The sequence below is a fragment of the Bacillus sp. CGMCC 1.60114 genome (assembly GCF_042676365.1).
GTDB lineage: Bacteria > Bacillota > Bacilli > Bacillales > Bacillaceae_G > Bacillus_A > Bacillus_A rhizoplanae_A.
In genome coordinates this window covers 714,979-739,817 of the sequence record NZ_JBHTHG010000118.1, presented here as the reverse complement: position 1 = coordinate 739,817, position 24,839 = coordinate 714,979, and the positions used below count along the sequence as shown (strand labels likewise).

Sequence of the window (24,839 nt, the reverse complement as noted above, 5' to 3'; positions counted from 1 at the left end):
AGATATGAGGAAAAGTATATACAATGCTACAAACAAGTAGAGCAAAAAATTAACGCCTGAAAAATTGTTTCCTGTTAAAGGTGGGTGAAAGAAGCTTGGAACAAGTTCCTTTATTGGAAGTTAAAAATGTAAAAAAAGCATTCTTACAGCAACCTGTGTTAAAAGGAATCGATTTAATAGTAAAGAAAGGGAATATTTTTGCATTAGTTGGTGGTAATGGGGCTGGAAAGTCAACGTTAATGAAGATATTGACGGGATTGTACATGTATGACGAAGGAGAAATAAAAATAAAAGGAAGATCTGTTACCTTCTCCAATCCATCTGAAGCTCATCGAAACGGGATTTATTTAGTTCCGCAAGAACCGCTTATTTTTCCTAATATGACTATTGAAGAAAATATTTTATTAGGCATGAGGCAAAGAAAAAGAGAGCTTCGGACGAAATTAGATGTACTCATGAGGCAACTGGGGTGGAATCTAAAGCTGGATGAACGTGCTTCATTGTTGTCTATTGCACAGCAGCAATTAGTAGAAATAGTTAGAGGATTAATAAGAGAGGCAGAGATTCTTATTTTAGATGAACCTACATCGACGTTAACAGCCAATGAAATTAAGAGTCTATTTGTTGTGATGAAAAACTTGAAAGAACAAGGAATTGGCATGATTTATATTACGCATAGGTTTCCAGAGATTTTTGCAATTGCAGATCAAGTAGCTATTTTACGAGATGGTGTAATTGCTAATCAAGGTTCTGTAAATGAATTTACTTACGATATCCTATTACAGGGGCTACTACCAGAAGGGTATCAGCAAATTCCAAAGCAAGAGAGTTTATATACCGAGATAGTATCTTTAAAGCAAATGTTACAAGTAAATCATTTATGTAGTCATAAATTTCGAGATATTTCATTAGAAGTAAAAGCAGGAGAAATCGTTGGAATTGCTGGTGTTGTAGGAGCGGGAAGAACGGAACTAGCTGAAGTATTATATGGCATTACATCTGCAACTGAAGGAAACGTTCTATTAGATGGGAATGAAATTACAACGTGGTCAACAAAAAAGAGAATTGATGCAGGAATTATATATGTACCTGAAGATCGAGCGGGGCATGGGATTTTTTCAATCGCTTCTGTACAACAAAATATGACATCTGTTCTCCTATATCGTTTAAGTACATTTTTTTTAAACCAAGAAAAAGAAAGCGCTTTAACGAAAGGGTATATTAAAAAATTTAGCATTATGGTTCACGATACAAATCAAATTATAGAGTCTTTATCAGGAGGAAATCAACAAAAAGTAGTGTTAGGGAAATATCTTGCTTGTCAGCCTAAGCTTATTATTTTAGATGAGCCAACACGTGGTATAGATGCAAAAGCGAGACTCGAAATATATGAAGCAATTAAAGAGTTAAGAGAAAATGGTTTGGCGGTATTATTAATTTCCTCAGATTTAGAAGAAATCATGAATTTAGCAAATCGTGTGTATGTAATGCGAAATGGCCATATCGCTTCACACTTAGAACAGGAAGACTTTTCTTTGGATCGTATTACACGTTCTGCTTATGGGGGAGAGGAGGTTTCAAATGGATGAAATATGTTACATATATATTGAAAATGCGTGAAACCTCTATTGTAGGGCTGTTATTTCTTTATATTATCTTTGTTAGTGTAATGAACAAAGATTTTCTTCAATTTGATTCTTTTTCGATTATTTTAAAATCAAGTCTTATTTTAATCATTCTTGCAATTGGTCAATCATTTGTACTATTCACAAAAAATATTGATGTATCGGTAGGATCAATAATGGGCTTATGTGCTGCTTTATGTGGGATGTTTTTGACCAACGGAAATAATTCTTTTAGTGCAATTATAATTACATTTTTGCTCGGTGCGTTTATCGGAATCGTAAATGGTGTAGGTGTAACAAAGTTTCATGTTCCCGCAATTATTATGACGCTAGGGATGCTGGGTATTATTCGAGGTTTGATGATTATATATACAGAAGGAAAATGGATCGAAGATATTCCAAATGACTATAAAAAAATGTCTTCCGTAACATGGTTAGAGATTCCGATAACAGTTTGGTTCATTGGACTATTTTTATTAGCTGCTTATCTTTTCCTAACAAAGATGTCGTTCGGAAGATATTTTTATGCGGTAGGAGATAACAAAGAAGGTGCAAGACTGATTGGGATTCCGGTATCGTTTGTGCAAATTTTAGCCTTCATGATTTCAGGCATTACTGCTGCAATTGCTGGATGTCTATTTGTTATGAATATTGGGTTTGTGCCGAATCAAACAGGAACAGGAATTGAACTGCAAGTAATCGCTGCTGCGGTGCTTGGTGGTATTAGTTTAAAAGGTGGTACGGGATCCGTTTTTGGTGCAGCTTTAGGAGCATTGTTTTTAGAGGTGATTAGTAGTTCGTTAGTATACTTAAAAATCCCCGCTTTTTGGAACAACGCAATTTCAGGGTTCTTATTATTACTAATTATTATTCTAGATAGTGTAGTACAGAAATGGAGGAAACAGAGGCAGAGGGAGGTGGAAATATGAAGTTTATTCACTGGCTCTGTCGCTGGGAGGGAACACTCCTTCTTTTGTTATGTATAGAGTTTACCGTTTTTAGCTTATTAAATGCTGACTTTTTTAATATAGGGAATTTATTGTTTAGTATTAATGATTTTATTTTTATTACAATTGCTGCGATACCGATGACATTTGTCATTATTACGGGAGGAATCGATGTTTCAGTTGGGGCAGTTATGGGGCTTACATCTATTCTTATTGGTGTATTGTGGATAAATGGGGAATCTATTGTTATTGCTGTAATGATTGCTCTTATCGTAAGCGTATTAGCTGGTTTTTTGAACGGTGTTATTATTCAAATGACAACTGTCGAACCACTGGTTGTCACTTTAGGAACAATGTTTTTATATTCTGGTATTGCTCTAGTGATTTCGGGTGGATCTAAAGCAACTGGATATGAAGGAATTAACGGATTACCAGATTCATATGTCCAGTTTGCAAATGGAATATTTTTAGGGATTCCTAATTTATTTTGGTTACTCCTTATTATGACTGTTTTATTCTCTATTCTGCTGCACTATACAAAATATGGTCGGTATGTAATTTTAACAGGCATGAATGAAAAAGCAGCTAAATATTCTGGAATTCAAACGAAGCGAATTGTTATTTTAGCATATATGCTTTCTGGTTTAGGTGGTGGATTAGGTGGAATATTTCTAACTGCATACTTTGGTTCAGCTCGAGCGGATCTAGGAAATGAAGCAATTTTACCAGTCATTACAGCAGTTGTATTAGGCGGTGCTCTTATTACAGGTGGAAAGGGAAGTATAGTAGGAACTGTTCTTGCCAGTGTCGTTATTGGAATTATGCAATATGGGCTACAGATGACAGGATTAACAAATGAACAATCTAATGTTGTAATTGGTGTTATTTTAATTCTTTCTGTTATGATACGTCATTCCAAGATAAGATATTTCTTTATCAAAAAAAGTGTTTCACATAGGGAGGAAACAACATGAAAAAGAAGATAAGTGTATTCATTGTTTTATTAGTGTTTGTTGTTTCTATGATGGCATGTGCAAATACAAAATCAGATGGGAAGAAATCAAAAGATGTAAAATTTGCCTTTATTCCTAAATTAACTGGAGTCGGGTTCTTTACATCGGGTGGAGAAGGCGCAAAAGAAATGGCGGATAAGCTCGGGGTGAATTTAAAATACGATGGCCCTTCTGAGGCAAGTGTATCAGGACAGGTAAAATATATTAATAACTTTATTAATCAAAACTATGATGCGATTATGGTTTCATCTACTTCTGTCGACGGTTTATCACAAGCTTTACAACGTGCAAAGAAAAAGGGAATTACAGTATTAACATGGGATTCTGATGTTAATCCGAAAGATCGCTCTTTCTATATTAGTCAAGGAACACCAGAACAATTGGCCAATTTGCTTATTCAAATGACTGCTTCGCAAATTGGTGATAAAGGAAAAGTAGCATTCTTCTATTCTAGTCCAACAGTAACAGATCAGAATCAATGGGTTACAAAAGCGAAAGCAATTATAAAAGAAAAATATCCGAATTGGGAAATTGTGACGACCCAGTATGGTGAAAACAATGCTCAAAAATCATTAGCAGTAGGTGAAAGTATTTTGAAAACATATCCAGATATTAATGCAGTCATTTGTCCTGATGCAACTGCATTACCAGCAATGGCACAAGCTGCAGAGAATTTGAAAATGGATAAGAAAGTTGTTATTACTGGCTTTTCAACACCTAATGTTATGCGTGATTATGTGAAGCGGGGTACAGTTCAACAGTTTGGCTTGTGGGATGTAAAACAACAAGGTGCACTTGCAACCTATGTTGCAAATGAAATGGTTGTAAAGGGTAAAAAGTTAAAAGTTGGTGACAGTTTTGAAGTTCCTGGTATTGGAAAAGTGAAAGTGGAGCCAAATTCGATTCAAGGATACGATTATGAAGCAGAAGGAAATGGAATTATAGTATTGCCGGAACGGGTTGTGTTTACAAAGGATAACATTGAAAAGTATAATTTTTAAATGATAAATAGTTTCATATGAAGGACAGCCTAATATGGTTGTTCTTTTTTATGGAATGGCTTTATTAAATTAGCTTATATTTTTAAGCCAAGTTATAATACGAATAACTTGGAAAGGTTCAAACCAATTGATTAAAAACAGTACAATAAAAAAAGATATTAGTGAAACAAACTTTAATCTTCCTGCTTCCTTTTTAGCAATGGCGATAAAACTTAATATAATTCCAATTAATAAACAAATAACCCCAATAAGGACAATAGGTTCAAAATATCCCTCTATAATCCAATTTAATCCGAATAAAAGTAGCCCTAAAACAATAAATCCTATTGACCATATGCTGAATGGCTTCATAATCACCCTCCTTTAAATAACTTAGACCGAAAAAAATTTTCTAGATATAGAAACAAAAGGGGCAGATGTAGCCCCTTTTATATTACACAATTTTCATTTATTCTCTAGATTTTTATGTTCGCTCATGAGTTTTTCCGTATATTCAATAGATTTTCCTCTAGGAACAGAAAGGCATTTCCATTTCTCATTTTTAAGTAACTTCCCTACATATACAATTTGGCCAATATGATAGGAATAATGTGATATTTGCCTTTCAATAGCTTCAATTACAGAATGAGCCTCTCCGCGTATATGAATTGTCTTTTCTAAATCGTTTTCTTTTAAACTATTCAATGCTTTAAATAAAACTTCCCATCCTTGATTCCATGCCTGATATAAGGCTGCTTTGGAGGGGAATTGCCCAATAAATTCATCATCACGATTTCTAGTTATTTTTTCCCCATCTGTAGTTAAAAAATCGGTCCATCTAGAAAGCATGTTTCCCCACATGTGTTTGACGATAATGGCGATACTATTAGATTCTTCATTTGGACATATATGGAGTTCTTCATAACTTAATTGATCCATAGCATTTTCGCCTAATTTTTTCATAGACTGAAATGTTTTTAATACACAGCGTAAATACTCTTTTTCAATTCCCACTATAAACACCCTCCTAAAAAATACTTTTTATAAAGGATTCGATACTTAGCTGCTTTAACCTTTTATCTCAACGAAGTGGAATATGAATTTTTTAACAACCCTTTCTTTCATAAGAAAGGGTTGTTTCATTAAAAGTCGAATACAGTAATGTTGCAAGAGAGGAGTGATGATATGGTATTGCAAAAAGGAGAGTTAGTTATTCGATCTGTAACGGAAGATGATGTTCAAACATTATCAAGCTGGCTATCAGATCCTGAAGTTTTACGATTTTACGAAGGGCGAGACAAACCACAATCGCCAGAACAAGTTCGAGAGCACTATATAAGTAATTCGGAAGATAAAGAGAAAAAGTGTATTGTAGAATATAAAGACCAGCCTATTGGTTATATACAAATGTATCCGTTAGATGCAGAGTGGAAAGTGTTATATGGATATGGTGAGAAAGAAAATGTATGGGGGATGGACCAATTTATCGGAGAAACAGCATACTGGAACAAAGGAATTGGTACAGAGCTTGTGCAAGCCGCAATTACATATATCGTTAACAAATTAGGAGCTGTAGCAATTGCGATGGATCCAAGAATAGGTAATGAAAGAGCAGTTCGTTGTTATGAAAAGTGTAGTTTTCAAAAAGTGAAAGTGTTGAAAGAACATGAATTGCATGAAGGTGTATTGGAAGATTGTTGGATGATGGAGTATAAAAATGAAGGGAGAATTTGTTGATGAAACAAGCACTTGTAGTAATTGATGTGCAAGAAGGAATGTATACAGCAGATGTGCCTGTACATAATGGTTTAGACTTGATAGAAAATGTGCAGGAGGTAATTCAAAAATGTCGTACGCATGATATCCCTGTTATTTATGTAAAACATAATGGATCTAAAGGTCATCCATTAGAAAAAGGAACAGCGGGTTGGCATATTCATTCTAAAATTACTCCGATGCCAAATGAGGATGTAGTGGAAAAAGAAACACCTGATTCGTTTCATGAAACGAACCTTCGGGAAGTTTTGCAAGAAAAAGAAATTGAACATCTGTTTATTTGTGGACTGCAAACCGAATATTGCGTAGATACAACTGTTCGCCGTGCCTTTAGTGAAGGGTATAAAGTAACACTCATTCATGGTGCACATAGTACGTTTGATTCAGAGCAATTACGTGCAGAAGATATTATTCAGCATCATAACAAAGTATTAGGTTGGTTTGCGGATATAGTAAATGTAAAAGATTTAAAGTTAAATTAGAAAAATAATAACTAGGAGGTTTCCACTATGACAGCTTTCTTTAAACCTATGGCGTTCCAGCTGAAAACCGAACGACTTGACCTGAGTATGTGGGAGGAATCCGATGCAGCCTGGTTGAGAAAACTAGTTGGTGAACGTGGTGTGGACATGCCAACTCTTGACGCCGTCCGTAGCCAGATTATCGAGATGCGCAAGAGAGCAGTCGAAAATGGTATTTCCCTTCTCACTATTCGCCGCCGAGACGAAGGCGATTTCATCGGATACTGTGGCTTGATTATCGGTCGTTCTACACTTGAAGAGCCGGAGATCGCATATGAGCTGTTCCGCAGCGTTCACCGTAAAGGCTATGCGACTGAGGCAGCATCAGTGGTCCTGGACGCTGCGATTGCTACCGGGCGCAACAGGCTTTGGTCGACTGTAGGCGCTTGGAATGTTGCGTCCTTCCGAGTGCTAGAAAAGATAGGATTTGAGCGGCACCACAGCACGTGGGACGAGCGCGGCGAGATAGTTTGGAACGTACGCGATCTTTAGAGATTTCGACCTGATCCGAAACTATGGAAAAGGAGAAAAAGTCATTGCTTTAGGGGAGAATCCAGATACAGGTAAAAGGACTATAACCCAAATAGTGACAAACTATAACCAATACGGAGCATTTACTCCTGCTGAAGCAGTGACAAAAAAAGGTGGCTGGACAAAAAATCTTATTGCACTAACTGAGTGCTTATCTTGAATAAGATTTAAGCGACGATCTTCCACAATCGGGTGCGATTGTAGAACAATATAGGTAGAAATGATCAAATTTTTTTATAAAAACCAAACTTAAATCTGCTTAGGAGAATCCATTTTGACCAATCTTTTTTCAAAATGGATTCTTTTTATTTATCGTAAAATTTGGGATTGCGAGGTATTTTTGATCAAACTTTTTTTCAAAGCTACATAAATCCCTAGAAATGGTGGCTTATTTATGAGTAAATTTAGTTTTTCATTAAGTCCTTACACAGTTCTTCTCGCCGAAATTAGTCAATGTCATGCAGAGTTAAAAAGTAGGAGGAGTGATTGCAAAAATTACTACTGCTTTCTCTTTATACGGATTTTCCCATTTATGCTTCATATAAGATGGGATTTTTACACTATCACCTGTGTGTAAAGTTAATGTTTCTTGATTTAAATATAGAGTAACAGTTCCCTCTAAAACAAATGCGATTTCTTCACCTTTATGCTCTATTAGTTTTTCGGAAGAAGAGGCTTGAGGTAATAAAGTCATAAGAGCAAGCTCGAGGGCTCCAGTTAAATCGGGAGATAGTAATTCGTATGACAAATTTTCACTTTCAGGAAAACTAATCTTTTTTCGTTGATCAGCTCTTACAACTAAACTTTGTGCACTTGTATCTTCCAAAAAGAAATTAAACATAGGAATATTTAATGCATTAGATATTAATTTTAGGGTTTGCAGGGATGGATTTGCTGATCCTTTTTCAATTTGACTTAACATGGAAGGTGTGACATTGACGAGTGTTGCTAGTTCTCGACTACTCAGACCTTTCGCTTTTCGGTGTTCTGCTATTTTTTGTCCGACATTTATATCATTCATGTTGATTCTCCTTGTATATGAATTATTAAAGATTTTAATTAAATTTAATTTAAAATTATTAATATATATTTAATTTATTTCGTTTATGTGTTAAATTTAGTTTAATTATAATAAATAAAATTAAATTTTAAAATGCTAACAGCTAATATTAATTAAATAAGGATAAAGAAGGGAGAATTCACAAATGAAGAAGTATGATAGCGCATCTATACAAATCTTAAAAGAAAAGCACCCTTTACTAAATCAACTCGTTTTGACGGAGGAAGTATTTTGGGTCAATCCTAATAAAGAAGATTTTGAAACCGGAATAAAAAAAGCACCTCTTACTACAGATGATGTAAAGGATGCAGAGGAAAGATTAAAACGTTTTGCCCCGTATATTGCGAAAGCTTTCCCTGAAACAAAAGATACGAATGGGATAATTGAATCCCCTTTAGTTGCAACGCCTTCTATGAAACAACATTTAGAACAAGAGTATGAGCAACATATAGTAGGTAATTTATTACTAAAATGTGATAGTCAGCTTCCTATATCAGGATCTATTAAAGCAAGAGGCGGAATTTATGAAGTTCTTAAACATGCGGAAGATTTAGCTCTGGAACATCATTTATTAAATAAAGAAGATGATTATTCAATTTTAGATAGTGATCAATTCCGCACATTCTTCTCGCAATATTCAATCGCAGTAGGTTCAACCGGGAATTTAGGGCTTAGTATTGGCATTATGAGTGCAAAATTAGGATTTAATGTGACAGTTCATATGTCTGCTGATGCAAAGCAGTGGAAAAAAGATTTACTTCGAAGTAAAAATGTCACAGTTATTGAATATGCAGCGGATTATAGTAAAGCAGTAGAAGAAGGAAGAAGACAAGCAGAAGCGGATCCTATGTGTTATTTCGTTGATGATGAGAATTCAAAAAATCTTTTTCTTGGATACGCTGTAGCTGCTTCTCGCTTGCAAAAACAATTGCAGGATCAAAATATTGTTGTTGATGCTGACCATCCATTATTTGTTTATTTACCATGCGGTGTCGGCGGCGGACCTGGCGGCGTAGCGTTCGGCTTAAAATTATTATTTGGTGAACATGTACATTGTTTCTTTGCAGAGCCTACTCATTCGCCTTGTATGTTAATCGGGTTGTTGACAGGTCTTCACGATGAAATTTCTGTCCAAGACTTTGGTATTGATAATGTGACGGAAGCTGATGGTCTTGCGGTAGGAAGAGCATCGGGATTTGTAGGGAAAGTAATTGAACCGTTATTAAGTGGATGTTACACAGTAAGCGATCAAGAATTATATAGACTATTAAAAGCGTTTGTAGATACAGAAGGAATCAAATTAGAGCCGTCAGCATTGGCAAGTGTATACGGACCTGTTCAATTGTTCAAACAACAGCAATATATACAAGAAAATCATCTGCAAGAAAAAATGATGCAAGCAACGCATATCATGTGGGGAACAGGTGGAGGGATGGTTCCGCCTCATATTATGGAAGAATACTATCAAAAAGGATGAAATTTGTAATCGGTTTTTATCGGCAGTTAAATATTCTATTTTAAATTTATTCATTAGTACATCACTAGTTTAAGGTGGTGTACTTTTTTTATTTTTCGTTAACGGGTAGTAAGAGCTGACAGATGGAAGTTTCTTTATGGTTTCATGCAATTCCATAAATTGTAATGATAACGATGTACCATATCATTATTTTCAATTATAATAAAATAGTGTGTAAAATCAGAAAATTAAAATCGACAGGAGGCGGGGATTTTGGATAAAGTCCAATTATCTGAACGATTTAAGAACTTTGCGAAAAATGAGTGTAGGAATTCAAGTGAACTTTATGAGTATTTATCTATAAAAATTTCAGAAGATGATGAATTAATAGAGTTAAGTGCGAATTCCCAAGAAGGGCAACCAGTACCTAATTTATTGTTAGGGGCTGTTCATTATCTTCTGCTAAAAGGAAAAGAACATGTTTTAAAAGAGTATTATCCAAGTATGACTAAGAATCCAAGGGAAATAGAAGGTTCTTTTATTCATTTCAAGGATTTTTGTCAATTGTATAGAGAAGAAATTATTTCTATCTTAAAAAGCAAGTTAGTACAGACGAATGAAGTAAGACGCGCTGCTTATTTATATCCTGTTTTTTGCTATATTTACAACGTTGTAAAGAAACCTTTATCACTAATAGAAATTGGAACGAGTGCTGGTCTTCAATTGTTATGGGACAAGTATAGTTATTCATATGGAACAAATGAGATTTATGGAGATAAGGACTCAAATGTCCATATAACATCTGAAATAAAGGGAAATAATACGCCGCTATTTCTCTTAGCTAGTCCTCCAGTAGCTTCAAAGGTAGGATTAGACTTACATATTAGTGACTTAAACAATTCAGAAGACTATTTATGGCTAAAATCGCTTATTTGGCCTGAACATGAAGAAAGATTAGCGCTATTTGAAAGTGCAGCAAAATGCTTTATCGAGAATCCAGTAAAACTTATAGAAGGAGATGGAGTGGCATTACTCACAAATGTTGTAGAAAAACTTCCAAATGATACTGCTATTTGTATTTTTCATACTCACGTTGCAAATCAAATACCAGAAGATTCTAAGCATGGACTAATAGAAAAAATAAAAACGATTGGAAGTAAACGAGATGTTTTTCATCTATACAACAACATGTGGGATAGGAAACTTCATCTTGACTATTTCTTAAATGGTATAGAATATAATCAAACTATTGGAGAAACAGATGGGCATGGAAGATGGTTCGAGTGGAACTTGAAGGAAAGAGTTAACTAAGATAGGTATAGGCGTAATTTTCTCAATTAAAATTTAAATTAATCAGTATTGATGACCATTACTTAAGATAACCCCAAAAGTGATTCTGTGTAAGAACACTTTTGGGGTTATTTTTGATAAAGGGCTATCGCCGGTCTGTACGTGCTCTGTAACTGTCATGCCGGAGATAATTTTCCGTTAAGCTGATACTCTGTTATAAGGGTAACATCTTTAAATGTGAACGAAATGAAACAAATAAAATATGTTAAATAATTGTGTTGATTATAGTAAAAAAACTTGGTATGGTTATACATTGTTATAGCTAATATGGGAAAAAGAAAAGGGAAGCGAAATCAAGATAAGGTTGATATTCTACTGTGGAGGATTTTAAAGTAACGCTGTTTTTGTATAAATAGAATATTAACTATAAATGAATATTTTCAATATAAGGTACAAGGAGATAATAATATGAAAGACAAACTAAGTACAATCCCCTCATTATCTTCAAACTCTGTTTATTTGGGTGTTTTGCTAGCTGTAGTTGGAGGTTTTTTAGATGCTTATACTTTCATTAGTAGAGACGGAGTGTTCGCCAATGCACAGACAGGAAATGTAGTACTACTCGCTATAAGAGCGGCTAACGGAGAGTGGAAAAATGCTTTGCTTTATATCCCGCCTATTTTAGCTTTTATGTTAGGTGTTTTGATATCAGAAGTAGTAAAGATTCCTCATATAAGGCATTTATTACATAGTTATAGACGCTCTATTCTCATACTAGAATGTATTGTTTTAATCATTGTAGGTATCTTGCCAAAAAGTATACCTAACATAGTAGTAACAGTGTGTATTTCATTTGTATCATCTTTACAGATCTCTACTTTTAATAAACTAGACAAGTGGGCTTACAATTCAACGATGACAACAGGTAATCTTCGAATTGCAACGCAGGCAGCATATTTAGCATTCAAAGAACATGATCAGGAAGAGAAAAAACGATTTACAGAATTTCTTGTTATCATTTTTTCTTTTATATTTGGTGTGCTGTTAGGGACTTTTTCCACCACTCATATAGGGATCAAATCTATTTGGATTGCATCTGGAATTTTAGTGATTGCTCTTATTTTGTATCATAAAGATAGAGGTTATTGGAGAAAATCCTTAACGTTGAAATAAAAAAATTGAAAAATGCTGCTTTGATAATTCCTCATGTGAAGTGCAATGCGTTGGTAACATTTAAATCGTAGATCGGTAAAGAATTCCCTCAAATTGATAAAAAATCCTGAGAATATTATTACACGACGACACATGTTGTTTAACAATGTAGTTTTAAGGTGTATCAACAATTTGGTTGATACACCTATTTTTTATGGGTTTTCCGTCTTTTCATTACTACATTCATTTAAATTGCTGGATTGAAATAGAGTTTAACTGTTTATAAAAGGTCGTACCGTTTTGAAAAATGTTTAACCGTCTATAAAAAAGATGAACTGGAATAATCTAAATTTCGGTTTTTTTATTGAACCATGGGACAGGTGTTTCATTAAAAAATGTTTTAGATTATAGAAAAGAGTATTAGACGATTAAAAAATAGTTGTAGACTGAAAAGGTAGTTTCTGTATATGAAAGCACTTTTTGTTAACATAAAACCAAATTATCACAAAATCTTTAAAAGTCCCTTCAGATCGCTTCTTGAAGGGGGGGTTACAAATTAGTGTTATCAGAAGTTGAATTAATAGTTAACAAAAGAAAGCACAATCATCTATTTGATGACAGGCCATTTTTCCTTGCGTAGCGCGTTCATCAATTCTGGCCCTACATGCAAGTGTTCCTCTACTAGCTCTTTTGGAGTCAGCGCCATCCATTGGTTCAATGACACGTCAGCAAAGCGATTACTTTTGAACATCTCCAGAAACCATAAGCTTTGATGACCTGTGTTTTGGATGTAATGTCCCATGGCGAACGGTACATATCCAACATCGCCGGCCCGGTAATTAAAAGTTCGAGCTGTGCCATTCGCTGCAAATACCGTCATGCGTCCAGTTCCTGAGAGATAATATTGCCACTCATCGTTATTCGGATGCCAATGCATTTCTCTCATTCCGCCTGGCTTGATTTCCACTAACGCCGCCGCAATTGTTGTTGAAATGGGGAAGTTGGTGGAATCAACTATACGTACCGTCCCGCTCGGAGTTACAATCGGATCTTGTGCAAGCAGCCGATGTGTGAAGCTTTTTGGCACAGTACCGTAAGGATCTGAGACCTTCTGACTTTCTAGTGAGCCAGGCACCTTTGATTGAAAAATGTATCGCTGTTTTGTAGGGATATGAGCAAAGGCGCTTTCCGATACACCGAAATTCGCAGCCAGCACGTCCTTTGGTGTGTGGGCGAGCCAATCAGTAATAGAGAAGGTATCGAAATCGGAGAAGCTGCCATCGTCGAACACGAGCAGAAATTCGCAACCTTCCTCCAGTCCTTGAATCGAGTGTGGAATTCCGGCTGGAAAGTACCACAAATCCCCTGCGCCGACATCGGCTATAAAATTCCGCCCGTCCTGGTCGACCGAGGTGATTCGTGCCCGTCCTAAAATCATGTAGGCCCATTCAGCTTGCTTATGCCAATGTAACTCACGCACACCGCCCGGTGTCAGACGCATGTTCACCCCCGCAAGCGTGGTTGCAATCGGTAGTTCTCTAATCGTTATTTGCCGTGACCAACCGCCGTGATTTAACTGCATATTGGTGTCGGAAAAGGAGAACTTTAAATTAGGGATCGTTCCGGCGTCGGTGACCGGTGGAACGAACATGTCGGGATTTTCAATATCTCGCATGATGTCCCGGGGACCAAAATCGGTCGCGCCAGCGCCGTCATCTCTTATAGGGTGCGGAATATTTTCATACACAGTTTTCTTCGAAGGTCGTGATTCCACAAGACATGCTCCTTTCTCATTGCAATGTACTGCAATGCCTGTATTATTGCTTTATGTATCATATAGGTAGGGTATATATAATTGCTTGTACCAATATATGATATAAACATGTTTGGTATGCAGGTATACAGAATACAGGAAGAGGCGAGGAAATGACGGTGTATATCTTATTCACATCAAGTTAATATAACATCGTCGGAAGTTCACATGGAACGGACAGTTAGCTTAACCATATTTCAAAACTTTCATTTTTAAATTCATATATTTAAACTGATTACGAAATGATTTTTCTTTCATCTCGATGTAGTTATTAAGTTCTACTAGAATTTCCAATCGGTTAGGACTATACGTTTCAGGAACAATTCATGGTTCTCAGGATTTTTCCAATTGAATTTAAGATTAATAACTACTGACGAATTTAACTTATTGTAATTGAAAAAGTGATCTTGCAAGAGATCACTTTTTCGTTATTTCTGATGGAGTATGATCGTAACTAGCTGTTTGAAATGTATTAGCAGATGTTGTTGTATATTATATGGAAGTTGAGAGAATGATGCAAAAAGGTTGCATCATTTCCGTTTTTTCGCATCTGTAACATTCTGTTCTTCAGCAAATTCCGTTCCGTAAACTAACGATCGATGGAAATTAACACCTTTTCTTTCGCGTGTTTGCTCAGTTGAAATACGGCCGTGTAAATAACGATGAACGAAGATTTCTGCCACTGTAACTACAATTGCTGATAAAATACTCCCCCAAGCAATTTGCATATAATTATCTAAAAGTACGCTACCGAAAACCCATACACTCATATAAGTGAACAGAAAATCAACCATGATTGCAGCAGTATTTCCCGCTCGCGGTAAGACGATTAGATCTCCTAACATATATGAAGCAATTGTGATAAATAGACTGAAGGAAAAGATGTCAACAATCGTTGCGTCAAAGAAGAAATCCAAACCAATTGCAAAAGCAATCATGCAGGATACAAATTTTATAAGCAAAACAGTAATATGATTCATCATCTGAACCTCTCTTTTTCTACTTAGTTTGAATAAAAAAAAGGGAATTTATACATGGGAATTTAAAGTTTAAATTGTAAGGTAGAGTTAAATTAACAATGTATCAATGTAAAAAAGATAAACACCTAATTCAAATACCTAAATAGGGGAAAGATAATGACTCAATTATTAATCAATCCGATGTTTTTAGTACTCATTCTGTTTCCGGTTATTACGGTAATTTTAAGTGCAATTGCTTATATAAGGTTAAAAAAATTGTTTGTTATGCCTTTCATCATTTTTCTGTTTTCAATAGTCTTTATGATTATGTATGCAAATGAAACATTTCTATTTTGGATAATTATATATCCAGCTTTATCGATATTAACTGGGCTTTTGTTCAAATATATTTTGTCTAAATGAATGTAGTGATTTGAACTGCTGTTTAACTTTAAGTTGAAGAATTTTTGAATGACCTGAAAGGAAAATGAAATATTATTCTCAAAGGTAGAGCTGATTTTTAAAAGTAAAAATTTTTATTACCTTTCATTTATCTGAATGTTAAAAAAACACAAAAAATGTTATATTAAAAAGAGAAAATTAACATTTTTAGGTAAGGGGGGACCGAGATGTGGATTACTTCAGAGGTAGAAATTCCAGATGAACTATTTGATCAACTCGAACAAGGGAAGCTAGTGTTATTTGTTGGAGCTGGAGTATCTATGAAAGGCAATTCAAACTTACCAAATTTTGATGATTTAGTTGATTATATTGCGAACGCTCTATATGTAGAAAAGCGTGAGGAAAACGAACCGCATGATTATTATCTTGGAAAAATTGCGAAAACGAAAGATGTTCATCAAGTTGCTAAGAATCTTGTTCAAGTATCGTATTCAAAGCCAAATCCGTTGCACCATTCTATTTTACAGTTATTTGCGGCTGATGAGAATGTTCGTATTGTGACTACAAATTTTGATCAGCATTTTACAATGGTACTTGAAGAATCGAAGCGTAAAGTGAATATGTATTATGCCCCTGCACTTCCAACTGGAAGAGCTTTTAAAGGATTAGCGTATATTCATGGCAATGTAGAACAAGAAAAAGAAAATTTAATTTTAACAGACGGTGATTTTGGAAGGGCTTACTTAACAGAAGGATGGGCAAGGAGGTTTTTAGTAGATCTATTTTCTAATTATACGGTTTTGTTTATTGGTTATAGTCATAATGATCCTGTCATGAAATATTTAGCAACTGGATTACCACCTAGTACGAGACGGTATGCATTTGTTGCAGAGGGAGAAAATACATATCATTGGGAGCATTTAGGGATTAAGCCGATTGTATATCCGAATAAGACACAAAATCATCAATCATTAGCAAAGGCAGTACAACGATGGTCAGAGCTAATGGGCGATAATTATATTACAAAAAGAACACGAATTCGTGATATTGTAACGGTTCCGCCATCTTTAGAGCAGGAGCAGCTGTCTTATATAAAACAATCTGTAAAAAAAATTGAAACCCTTCGTTATTTTGTAGAGTTTGCAAGAGACTATGAATGGGTGGAGTGGTTAGAAAAAGAGGGACAATTACGAAACTTATTTTCGGAAGAAGCTGAGGCTACTGAGAAAGATCAATTGCTTGCACAGTGGATTGTAAATCATTTTTTAGTAAGCCACCAAAATGAATTATTTCAGTTAATGTATAAAAATAATACGAAAATATCTGCCTTGTTATGGAATACGATATGTGCATTTTTAGCAGAAATGGAACAGCCGATACATAAGGTTTCATTTGCGAAATGGATTTTATTATTGTTAGAAAAGGCGAAAATAAATGAATTTTTTATTGAAAATCTACCGTCATTATTTCAGAAATGTATATATCCAGAGCATAAAGAAATCATGGTTCTTTTACTAACATTTATGTTAGATGGGAAACTAAAATTAAAACGAACTAGACAATGGGAACAGGAGATGCCAGATGTTGTAGAGTTAGCAGAAACGAATCATCTTTCAGCTGTAACCTTTTCAAGGATGCAGTATATATGGAAGGTGAAAATGAAGCCGCATCTTTCTTATTTTGCTATACCAATTTTACAGATTGGATTAGAAAAATTAAAGAGATTATCGTTAAAACAGCAGTCACTTCAAATTCACGACACAGTTAGTGAATCACGAAGTGCAATCGAACCGCACGAGCAAGATAGTCAGCCTCGTGAATTTTCATTTTTAATTAATATTGTTAGAGATTGTATGGATTATGTTTGTGCCCATTATGAAGACAAAGCAAATTTTTATATTACTTTTATGCTTGAATTTGGAAGCAACCTGCAAAAGAGAATTGCAATTCATAGTATGAATCATACTGTTTTCCGAACGAAAAATGAAAAAATAGAGTGGTTATTACAGCATAAATTGCTTACGGAAGAATCTTGCAAGCATGAAGTGTTTCAGCTATTAAAGAATCATTATGAAGATGCATCTGAATCAACAAAACAAAAAGTGCTAAGAAAGATAGTGAAACAGCTTGAAGTGAAAACTTATTTTGGAGCTTGTAACTTAATAGATTGGCTCTACATGTGCGCTCCAGCTAACGAGTCTACAAAACAAACATATGAATTTATGAAACAGAAATTCCCTCATTTTTCATCGAGACAGTTTCCAGATTTACAAGAAGAGCGTACGTTGCAGCCGATTACATGCAATTTAACAGCTGATGGTTTATTGCGCATGAAAGAGGAAGAAATGATGAGGCAAGTTCTTCAATATTCACATGAAGGACTGTTTGAGAAGCATCATTTTTTAGAGGTGCTTTCTAAAGCATGTAAAACAAATGTACAATGGAGTATTTCTCTTGCATATCAATTAGTTAGGTATAAAGAAGTGAGTAAAGAAGTGTGGTTTGTATTAATGAGGGAGTGGCGAAATAATCGGCAATTAACAAATGAACAAATACAAGAGATTTTACCATTGCTACATCAATTTGTCCGACAAGCTACTTATCATTGGCTTATTAGTAGTTTTCTGTATGAAAAGATTAATCGCTTAGAAGAATTTCAAGAAGGAACAATTCGAGCAATAAAACAACTTGCTTTTTCGTTGTTTCCTCATGTAATGAAAGGAGAGCAGGGAAGAAGAAAAGAGCAATCGGACTTCTACAATGAGGCTGTTCAGCATCCGGTAGGAAAAATAACAGCAGTTTTATTAAAGTTGCTTGCATATGAGCATTTATATGATCGAAATATACATGCGTATTTGTATTTATTTGAAGAGCAGCTACGAAAAAAATCATACTACGTAAATATAATGATTGTTAGGCTTACAGCTGATTTAACGTTTCTATATCATATAGAGAAGCATTGGTGTAGAAAATACATGATTCCTTGTCTAGATTTGCAGCAAAGTGAAGAAGAAACAAAGTATGCATGGGCTGGTTTTGTAAATACTCAAATTAACTTACCTTTATTCATACAAACAAAGAAATACATCACTTTTGCGGTGCGTCATTTACATTTGTTGAATAAACAAACACAAGAGGTATTTATGAAATGGCTAAGTTTTGTCTTTTTAAAGTGTATTTTATATTGGGATGAAAAAATAGACTGGCTGAACACTCTTTTTATTCAGGGAGAAGAGGTAAGGAAAATAAAGTTTATAGAAAATGTATCTTATTATGTAAAAACATTGAGCATAAAAGAACAACAAAAATTTTGGCAAGATTGGCTTGCGGATTTTTTAATAGAACGTCCAAAAATGAGTATGATAACAGAGAGAGAGTATATCATGTTTCTACGATTTGTATTACATATGGATGCTATTGCTGAAAAAGGGATTGAAGCTATTTTATCGTATTTTTCTATCTCTTCACTGTATGAGGAAAAACAAGAATTGAAATATTTGTTCAAACAGATGTTAGAAAAGAGTGAGCTAATTCAACAAAAACCTAGTGTATATGCAAAATTATTTTTCATTCTATTAACAAAGATAAATAATGCAGAGTATATTGAAGATGAAGTGATTCATCTCCAACAATTATTTGCTGAGACAAAGCTCGAAAATATGCTATTTGAGTGTATTCAAAATGAGATGATGCGTATTGGAATGATAAATCAAAGTACAAAGGATTCGCATTTATCATTGTGAAACAGACGATGCAACAGAAGGGAAAATTCAAAAAATAATAAAAAAATGTTGACATGGTTAAAAATAACACTTTATAATACAAATCAATACTTAATAAAAATAAAGCATTGAAGGGAACAGAGTAGTGTTTATCTCCCTGTTAAAGAGAGCTGATGGTTGGTGGGAATCAGTACAAAGGTAAACGTGAATTACAGTCCTGGAGCATCTTTTTCGTAGTAAAGGCAGATGTCTTTATGAAGGAAAAGACGGTCGATATGATCGTTAACAAAGAAGAGAGGTAGACATATTTGTCTACAACTAGGGTGGTACCGCGATAATAATCGTCCCTACTGATGAATCAGTAGGGACTTTTTGCATATATGCGGACCTATATGACAATAAAATAAAAAGCGCGATGATAGGAAAAATAGTAGTGGTTGTTTCCCTGTAACAGAGAGCTGGTGGTTGGTGTGAACCAGTACATAAACAAACATGAATTACAGTCCTGGAGCATCTTTTTCGTAGTAAAGATGATGTCTTTATGAAGGGAAAGACGGTCAGTGTGATCGTTAACAAAGAAGAGAGGTAGACAATTTTGTCTGCAACTAGGGTGGTACCGCGATAATAATCGTCCCTACTGATCGGATCAGTAGGGGTTTTTTGTATATTTTTCACAAGGAATCGTTACCAACCTTCTTTTGTTACAAACATTAGGTTCAGAAAATAGGGAATTTTCAATCCCTTATTATAAATTTTCAAATGATACAAGGAGGAATTTTCAATGGGAAATCATGAATTAGAACAATTACGTAAACAGGTGGATGAAATTAACTTACAACTTCTGCACTTATTAAATGAGCGTGCAAAGGTTGTTCAAGACATTGGTCAACAAAAGAAACTGCAAGGTACGAAACGCTTCGATCCTGTTCGTGAGCGTGAAGTACTTGATATGATTGCTGAACATAACGAAGGGCCATTTGAAACATCTACAGTGCAACATATTTTCAAAACAATTTTTAAAGCAAGTTTAGAATTGCAAGAAGATGACAATCGTAAAGCATTATTAGTTTCACGTAAAAAGAAACAAGAAAATACAGTTGTTGATGTAAAAGGTGAATTATTAGGTAGCGGTGTACAAACATTTATTATGGGGCCTTGCGCAGTTGAAAGTTTAGATCAAGTTCGCCAAGTTGCTCAGGCTATGAAAGAACAAGGTATAAAATTAATGCGCGGCGGTGCGTTCAAACCGAGAACATCCCCTTACGATTTCCAAGGATTAGGAGTAGAGGGTTTGCAAATTTTACGTCAAGTAGCAGATGAGTTTGATTTAGCAATTATTAGCGAAATCTTAAATCCAAATGATGTAGAAATGGCACTTGATTACGTTGACGTCATTCAAGTTGGTGCGCGTAATATGCAAAATTTCGATTTATTAAGAGCTGTTGGAAAAGTAAATAAACCAGTATTATTAAAACGCGGTTTAGCAGCGACAATTGATGAGTTTGTGAATGCAGCAGAATACATCATTGCACAAGGAAATGATCAAATTATTTTATGTGAGCGCGGCATTCGCACATACGAAAGAGCAACGCGTAATACACTTGATATTTCTGCAGTACCAATTTTAAAGAAAGAAACACATTTACCAGTTGTTGTTGATGTAACGCATTCAACAGGACGAAAAGATTTACTGCTTCCAACTGCGAAAGCAGCACTAGCAATTGGTGCAGATGCAGTTATGGCAGAAGTACATCCAGACCCAGCTGTTGCATTATCGGATTCTGCACAGCAAATGGATATTCCACAATTCCATGCATTCATGGAAGAGTTAAAAGGATTTAAAAATAAGTTATCATAATATAATAGATATTGCGTTGAAAGGAAAACAGTAGCATCTATCTTCCTGTAACAGAGAGCTGATGGTTGGTGGAAATCAGTACAGAGATATATGTGAATTACAACCCTGGAGCATCTTTTTCGTAGTAAAGACGAAAGTTTTTATGAAGGGAAAGACGGTCAATATGATCGTTAACAAAAAAAGAGGTAGACATATTTGTCTATAACTAGGGTGGTACCGCGATATCATCGCCCCTACTGAGCTGAATCAGTAGGGGCTTTTTTATAAAGTGCAACTTCAAGCAGTAGGAGTCTTACTGGTCGTTAGTACAGGAAGAAAATGTAAAGGGGAAATAAAAATGAGATATATAACAGCTGGAGAATCACATGGTCCGCAGTTGACGGTTATTTTGGAAGGTGTTCCTGCAGGTCTTTCCATAACTGCAGAAGATATTAATACAGAGTTATTAAGGCGACAAAAAGGTCACGGTCGCGGAAGACGTATGCAAATTGAAACGGATACTGTTGAAATTGTAAGCGGTGTGCGTCATGGTTATACGCTTGGATCACCAATTACATTAGTTGTGAAAAATGACGATTTTAAGCATTGGACAAAAGTGATGGGAGCTGAATCTATTTCTGAACAAGAAAGTAAAGAAATGAAACGAACGATTACGAAACCACGTCCAGGGCATGCTGATTTAAATGGAGCAATTAAGTATGGTCATCGTGATATACGCAATGTATTAGAACGTTCTTCTGCAAGGGAGACAACTGTGAGAGTAGCGGCAGGAGCTGTTGCGAAAAAGATTTTAACAGAGTTAGGAGTAAATATTGCAGGACATGTCCTTGAAATAGGTGGTGTAAAAGCTAAGCAAGTTCTAGACAAATCATTAGCAGAGATACAGATGATTTCAGAACGTTCGCCTGTCCGCTGCTTAGATCAAGAAGCAGAGCAATCAATGATGGAAGCGATTGATGCAGCGAAAAGTAACGGAGATTCCATTGGTGGTATCGTTGAAGTAATTGCTGAAGGAATGCCGATTGGTGTTGGCAGTTACGTTCATTATGACCGGAAATTAGATGCCAAATTAGCTGGAGCGATCATGAGTATTAATGCGTTTAAAGGCGCTGAGATCGGCATTGGTTTTGGGGCAGCCGGGCAACCAGGAAGTACTGTACATGATGAGATTTTGTGGGATGAAGAAACGGGTTACACACGAAAAACGAATAACGCTGGTGGATTAGAAGGCGGAATGACCACAGGAATGCCGATTGTTGTCAGAGGTGTTATGAAACCAATTCCTACATTATATAAGCCACTTGCAAGTGTGGATATCGATTCGAAGGAAGTGTTTCTAGCAAGTATTGAACGTTCAGATAGCTGTGCAGTACCAGCAGCAAGTGTCGTGGCAGAAGCTGTTGTCGCTTGGGAGCTGGCAACTGCATTAGTAGAACAATTCGGGCAAGATCGTATAGATCTTATTAAGCAAAATATTGCTCAACATAAAAAGTATGCGAAAGAATTTTAAATAGGGGGATTTTCATGAAAGTAAAAGAACAATTAGCAACGCTGCATCCTTATAAACCAGGTAAATCCACAAAACAAATGCAAGCAGATTATGGTGCCCATTCATTTGTAAAATTAGCTTCAAATGAAAATCCGTTTGGTTGTTCACCTCGTGTGATGGACGGATTACTAAAAGAGTGGAATGAACATGCTTTATACCCGGATGGGGGAGCGGTAGAACTGCGTCAAACGATTGCGGAAAAATTACATGTGAAAGAAGAAGAAATTTTATGTGGTAGCGGTCTTGATGAAGCCATTCAAATTATTAGCCGAACACTGCTTTGCCAAGGTGATAATATTGTGACGGCTGGAGAAACATTCCCGCAATACCGCCATCATGCAGTAATTGAGGGCTGTGAAGTGAAGGAGGTTCCGCTTCAAAATGGAGTCTATAACTTAGATAAAATTGCGGCAGTTATGAATGAAAAAACAAAGATTGTTTGGATTTGTAACCCGAATAATCCAACAGGCACATATATAAATGACCGAAAATTACGTGAATTTATGAAGCAAGTTCAAAAAGAAACATTAGTTGTGATTGATGAAGCATATTATGAATACGTCACAGCGAGTGACTTTCCAGATACAATCTCATTTTTGAGAGAGTATAAGAATCTTCTGATATTAAGAACATTTTCGAAAGCATACGGATTAGCAGCATTTCGAGTTGGTTATGCAATTGGAAATGAAACAATCATTGAGAAATTAAATGTTGTTCGTCTTCCTTTTAATGTGTCATCACTTGCACAAAAAGCTGCAGTACTTGCATGGAATGATGAACCATTTTTACAAAGGACAATTCGTGCAAATCGAGAAGGTTTAGATCAATATGAAAGCTTTTGTAAAGAAAATGAGATTCCATTTTATTCGTCTCAAACGAACTTTATCTTTTTACCGTTAGAAAATGCCCAGGAAATTTACGAGCTTTGTGCACACGCCGGATATATCATTCGTCCATTTTCAAACGGCGTTCGCATCACAATTGGTACAAGTGAACAAAATGAAGGAGTGATTGCAGTGTTAAAACAACACTTTAATAATAAAATGTCTCGAGCTGAGGCACATGTGTAAAAAAGTTGTATTAATTGGAACAGGATTAATTGGCGGTTCACTTGCTTTAGCAATTAAGCGAGAACACAATGTAATCATTACTGGTTATGACATTCAAAGCGAACAAGTGGAACGTGCCAAACGATTGAACGTAATTGATGAGGTAGGAGTGAACTTAAAGACAATGTGTGAAGACGCACATTTGATTATTTTTGCATCTCCTGTCGAGGAAACAACTAAGCTGCTAAAAAAAATTGCTTCGTATCAATTACGTGAAGATGTCATCGTGACGGATGTTGGAAGTACAAAAGGAACAATTATGAATGAAGCGGAAAGATTATTGACAAACGGTGTTCCGTTTATTGGCGGACATCCGATGGCAGGATCTCACAAAACGGGAGTAGAAAGTGCAAAGGCGCATTTATTTGAAAATGCATACTACATTTTAACACCAATGAGTCATGTTCAGACGGAGAAGGTCGAACAATTAAAAGATTGGCTAAAAGGAACGCGTTCGCATTTTCTTGTATTAAATACAGAGGAACATGATTATGTAACAGGTGTTGTCAGTCATTTTCCACATTTAATTGCCGCAGGCTTAGTCAAGCAAGTAGAAAAACATGCTGGAGATAATCCGTTAATTCACATGTTGGCAGCTGGTGGTTTTAAAGACATTACCCGCATCGCTTCTAGTAGTCCAAAAATGTGGAGTGATATTGTAAGGCAAAACCGTTCGCATTTATTACAATTATTAGAGGAATGGATTACTGAAATGAAACAACTGCAGCATACAGTTGCAGAAGGAGATGCAGAAGTATTACACACTTACTTTGCGAATGCAAAAGAATATCGTGATTCTATGCCAGTTCGTAAAAGTGGTGCCATTCCCGCTTATCACGATTTATACGTTGATGTTTTAGATAAGGTAGGTGCATTAGCGCATATTACAAGCATACTTGCAAGGCAAGAGATTAGTATTACAAACTTGCAAATACTAGAAGCACGTGAAGGATTGCTCGGGGTGTTACGTATTAGTTTTCAAACAGAAGAAGATCGTATGACAGCGGCACAATCTTTACAGTACGAACAGTATCAAACATATGAAAATATATAAAGGAAAGAAAGGACCGTAGTAA

General features: G+C 35.5%; 21 protein-coding genes and 3 other annotated features. Of the genes, 16 read left to right on the top strand and 5 right to left on the bottom strand.

Going from position 1 to position 24,839, the window contains the following annotated elements; genetic code table 11:
• Nucleotides 1–95: 95 nt before the first annotated feature.
• From ACFQZ1_RS25020 to lsrB, 4 genes are read left to right on the top strand one after another with little or no spacing between them, the layout of a single operon-like run.
• On the top strand, nt 96–1,589 hold the full coding sequence (locus ACFQZ1_RS25020; protein WP_377884858.1) for a sugar ABC transporter ATP-binding protein: 1,494 nt from the start codon (nt 96–98) through the stop codon (nt 1,587–1,589).
• Nucleotides 1,586–2,554, top strand: a complete 969-nt coding sequence (locus tag ACFQZ1_RS25015; RefSeq protein ID WP_377884857.1) for an ABC transporter permease subunit — start codon at nt 1,586–1,588, stop codon at nt 2,552–2,554. The genes ACFQZ1_RS25020 and ACFQZ1_RS25015 overlap by 4 nt, the downstream gene beginning before the upstream one ends.
• The gene (locus ACFQZ1_RS25010) at nt 2,551–3,546 is read left to right on the top strand and encodes an ABC transporter permease (RefSeq protein ID WP_377884856.1); all 996 of its coding nucleotides are present in this window, start codon (nt 2,551–2,553) and stop codon (nt 3,544–3,546) included. The genes ACFQZ1_RS25015 and ACFQZ1_RS25010 overlap by 4 nt, the downstream gene beginning before the upstream one ends.
• 47 nt (nt 3,547–3,593) lie before the next feature.
• Nucleotides 3,594–4,586: an autoinducer 2 ABC transporter substrate-binding protein LsrB gene (gene lsrB, locus ACFQZ1_RS25005; RefSeq protein WP_377884983.1), complete on the top strand. Its 993-nt coding sequence runs from the start codon at nt 3,594–3,596 to the stop codon at nt 4,584–4,586.
• 69 nt (nt 4,587–4,655) lie between these two features.
• On the opposite strand, the gene ACFQZ1_RS25000 is transcribed toward lsrB, so the two are convergent.
• Together ACFQZ1_RS25000 and ACFQZ1_RS24995 are read right to left on the bottom strand one after the other, a co-directional pair.
• On the bottom strand, nt 4,656–4,937 hold the full coding sequence (locus tag ACFQZ1_RS25000) for a hypothetical protein (protein ID WP_377884854.1): 282 nt from the start codon (nt 4,935–4,937) through the stop codon (nt 4,656–4,658).
• Nucleotides 4,938–5,030: 93 nt separating this feature from the next.
• Nucleotides 5,031–5,579, bottom strand: coding sequence for a DUF1572 domain-containing protein (locus ACFQZ1_RS24995; RefSeq protein WP_377884853.1), 549 nt, complete (start codon nt 5,577–5,579; stop codon nt 5,031–5,033).
• A 171-nt stretch (nt 5,580–5,750) separates the two neighbouring features.
• Here ACFQZ1_RS24995 and ACFQZ1_RS24990 point away from each other — a divergent pair, with 171 nt between their 5' ends.
• The 3 genes from ACFQZ1_RS24990 to ACFQZ1_RS24980 are packed head-to-tail and all read left to right on the top strand — an operon-like array spanning nt 5,751 to nt 7,354.
• The gene (locus ACFQZ1_RS24990) at nt 5,751–6,302 is read left to right on the top strand and encodes a GNAT family N-acetyltransferase (RefSeq protein ID WP_377884852.1); all 552 of its coding nucleotides are present in this window, start codon (nt 5,751–5,753) and stop codon (nt 6,300–6,302) included.
• A complete protein-coding gene (locus tag ACFQZ1_RS24985) occupies nt 6,302–6,823 on the top strand; it encodes a cysteine hydrolase family protein (protein WP_377884851.1) in 522 nt (173 codons plus the stop codon). Before ACFQZ1_RS24990 ends, ACFQZ1_RS24985 begins: the two co-directional genes overlap by 1 nt.
• Before the next feature lie 27 nt (nt 6,824–6,850).
• On the top strand, nt 6,851–7,354 hold the full coding sequence (locus ACFQZ1_RS24980; RefSeq protein ID WP_377884850.1) for a GNAT family N-acetyltransferase: 504 nt from the start codon (nt 6,851–6,853) through the stop codon (nt 7,352–7,354).
• A gap of 505 nt (nt 7,355–7,859) precedes the next feature.
• On the opposite strand, the gene ACFQZ1_RS24975 is transcribed toward ACFQZ1_RS24980, so the two are convergent.
• Nucleotides 7,860–8,414 carry a cupin domain-containing protein gene (locus tag ACFQZ1_RS24975; protein WP_377884849.1) on the bottom strand — a complete coding sequence of 185 codons (555 nt, stop codon included), beginning with the start codon at nt 8,412–8,414 and terminating at the stop codon, nt 7,860–7,862.
• A gap of 184 nt (nt 8,415–8,598) precedes the next feature.
• Between ACFQZ1_RS24975 and ACFQZ1_RS24970 the strand changes: the two genes are divergently transcribed.
• The 3 genes from ACFQZ1_RS24970 (at nt 8,599) to ACFQZ1_RS24960 (ending at nt 12,372) form a co-directional block, all read left to right on the top strand.
• Entirely contained in the window at nt 8,599–9,930 is a 1,332-nt protein-coding gene (locus tag ACFQZ1_RS24970; RefSeq protein WP_377884848.1) for a D-serine ammonia-lyase, read from the top strand.
• Between the two features lie 249 nt (nt 9,931–10,179).
• A complete protein-coding gene (locus ACFQZ1_RS24965; protein WP_377884981.1) occupies nt 10,180–11,220 on the top strand; it encodes a DUF2332 domain-containing protein in 1,041 nt (346 codons plus the stop codon).
• A gap of 447 nt (nt 11,221–11,667) precedes the next feature.
• Entirely contained in the window at nt 11,668–12,372 is a 705-nt protein-coding gene (locus ACFQZ1_RS24960) for a YoaK family protein (protein ID WP_377884846.1), read from the top strand.
• 586 nt (nt 12,373–12,958) lie between these two features.
• Here the strand turns inward: ACFQZ1_RS24960 and ACFQZ1_RS24955 are convergent.
• Both ACFQZ1_RS24955 and ACFQZ1_RS24950 read right to left on the bottom strand, forming a co-directional pair.
• Nucleotides 12,959–14,125, bottom strand: a complete 1,167-nt coding sequence (locus tag ACFQZ1_RS24955; protein ID WP_377884845.1) for an oxalate decarboxylase family bicupin — start codon at nt 14,123–14,125, stop codon at nt 12,959–12,961.
• A 569-nt stretch (nt 14,126–14,694) separates the two neighbouring features.
• Complete coding sequence (locus ACFQZ1_RS24950; protein WP_377884980.1) at nt 14,695–15,144, bottom strand: YndM family protein; 450 nt, start codon at nt 15,142–15,144, stop codon at nt 14,695–14,697.
• A 156-nt stretch (nt 15,145–15,300) separates the two neighbouring features.
• Between ACFQZ1_RS24950 and ACFQZ1_RS24945 the strand changes: the two genes are divergently transcribed.
• From ACFQZ1_RS24945 to ACFQZ1_RS24920, 6 genes are all read left to right on the top strand, one after another.
• The gene (locus ACFQZ1_RS24945) at nt 15,301–15,546 is read left to right on the top strand and encodes a DUF2651 family protein (RefSeq protein ID WP_377884844.1); all 246 of its coding nucleotides are present in this window, start codon (nt 15,301–15,303) and stop codon (nt 15,544–15,546) included.
• A 206-nt stretch (nt 15,547–15,752) separates the two neighbouring features.
• Nucleotides 15,753–19,268: a DUF4020 domain-containing protein gene (locus ACFQZ1_RS24940; protein WP_377884843.1), complete on the top strand. Its 3,516-nt coding sequence runs from the start codon at nt 15,753–15,755 to the stop codon at nt 19,266–19,268.
• A 98-nt stretch (nt 19,269–19,366) separates the two neighbouring features.
• Nucleotides 19,367–19,599, top strand: a binding site (T-box leader).
• A 54-nt stretch (nt 19,600–19,653) separates the two neighbouring features.
• Nucleotides 19,654–19,886 (top strand) — a binding site (T-box leader).
• A gap of 142 nt (nt 19,887–20,028) precedes the next feature.
• Nucleotides 20,029–21,105 (top strand): bifunctional 3-deoxy-7-phosphoheptulonate synthase/chorismate mutase, encoded by a 1,077-nt coding sequence (locus ACFQZ1_RS24935; RefSeq protein ID WP_377884842.1) that lies wholly within the window; start codon nt 20,029–20,031, stop codon nt 21,103–21,105.
• Nucleotides 21,106–21,112: 7 nt separating this feature from the next.
• Nucleotides 21,113–21,343, top strand: a binding site (T-box leader).
• A gap of 99 nt (nt 21,344–21,442) precedes the next feature.
• A complete protein-coding gene (gene aroC, locus ACFQZ1_RS24930) occupies nt 21,443–22,615 on the top strand; it encodes a chorismate synthase (protein WP_377884841.1) in 1,173 nt (390 codons plus the stop codon).
• Between the two features lie 14 nt (nt 22,616–22,629).
• The gene (hisC, locus tag ACFQZ1_RS24925) at nt 22,630–23,724 is read left to right on the top strand and encodes a histidinol-phosphate transaminase (RefSeq protein ID WP_377884840.1); all 1,095 of its coding nucleotides are present in this window, start codon (nt 22,630–22,632) and stop codon (nt 23,722–23,724) included.
• Nucleotides 23,717–24,817 (top strand): prephenate dehydrogenase, encoded by a 1,101-nt coding sequence (locus ACFQZ1_RS24920; RefSeq protein WP_377884839.1) that lies wholly within the window; start codon nt 23,717–23,719, stop codon nt 24,815–24,817. Before hisC ends, ACFQZ1_RS24920 begins: the two co-directional genes overlap by 8 nt.
• Nucleotides 24,818–24,839 lie beyond the last annotated feature (22 nt).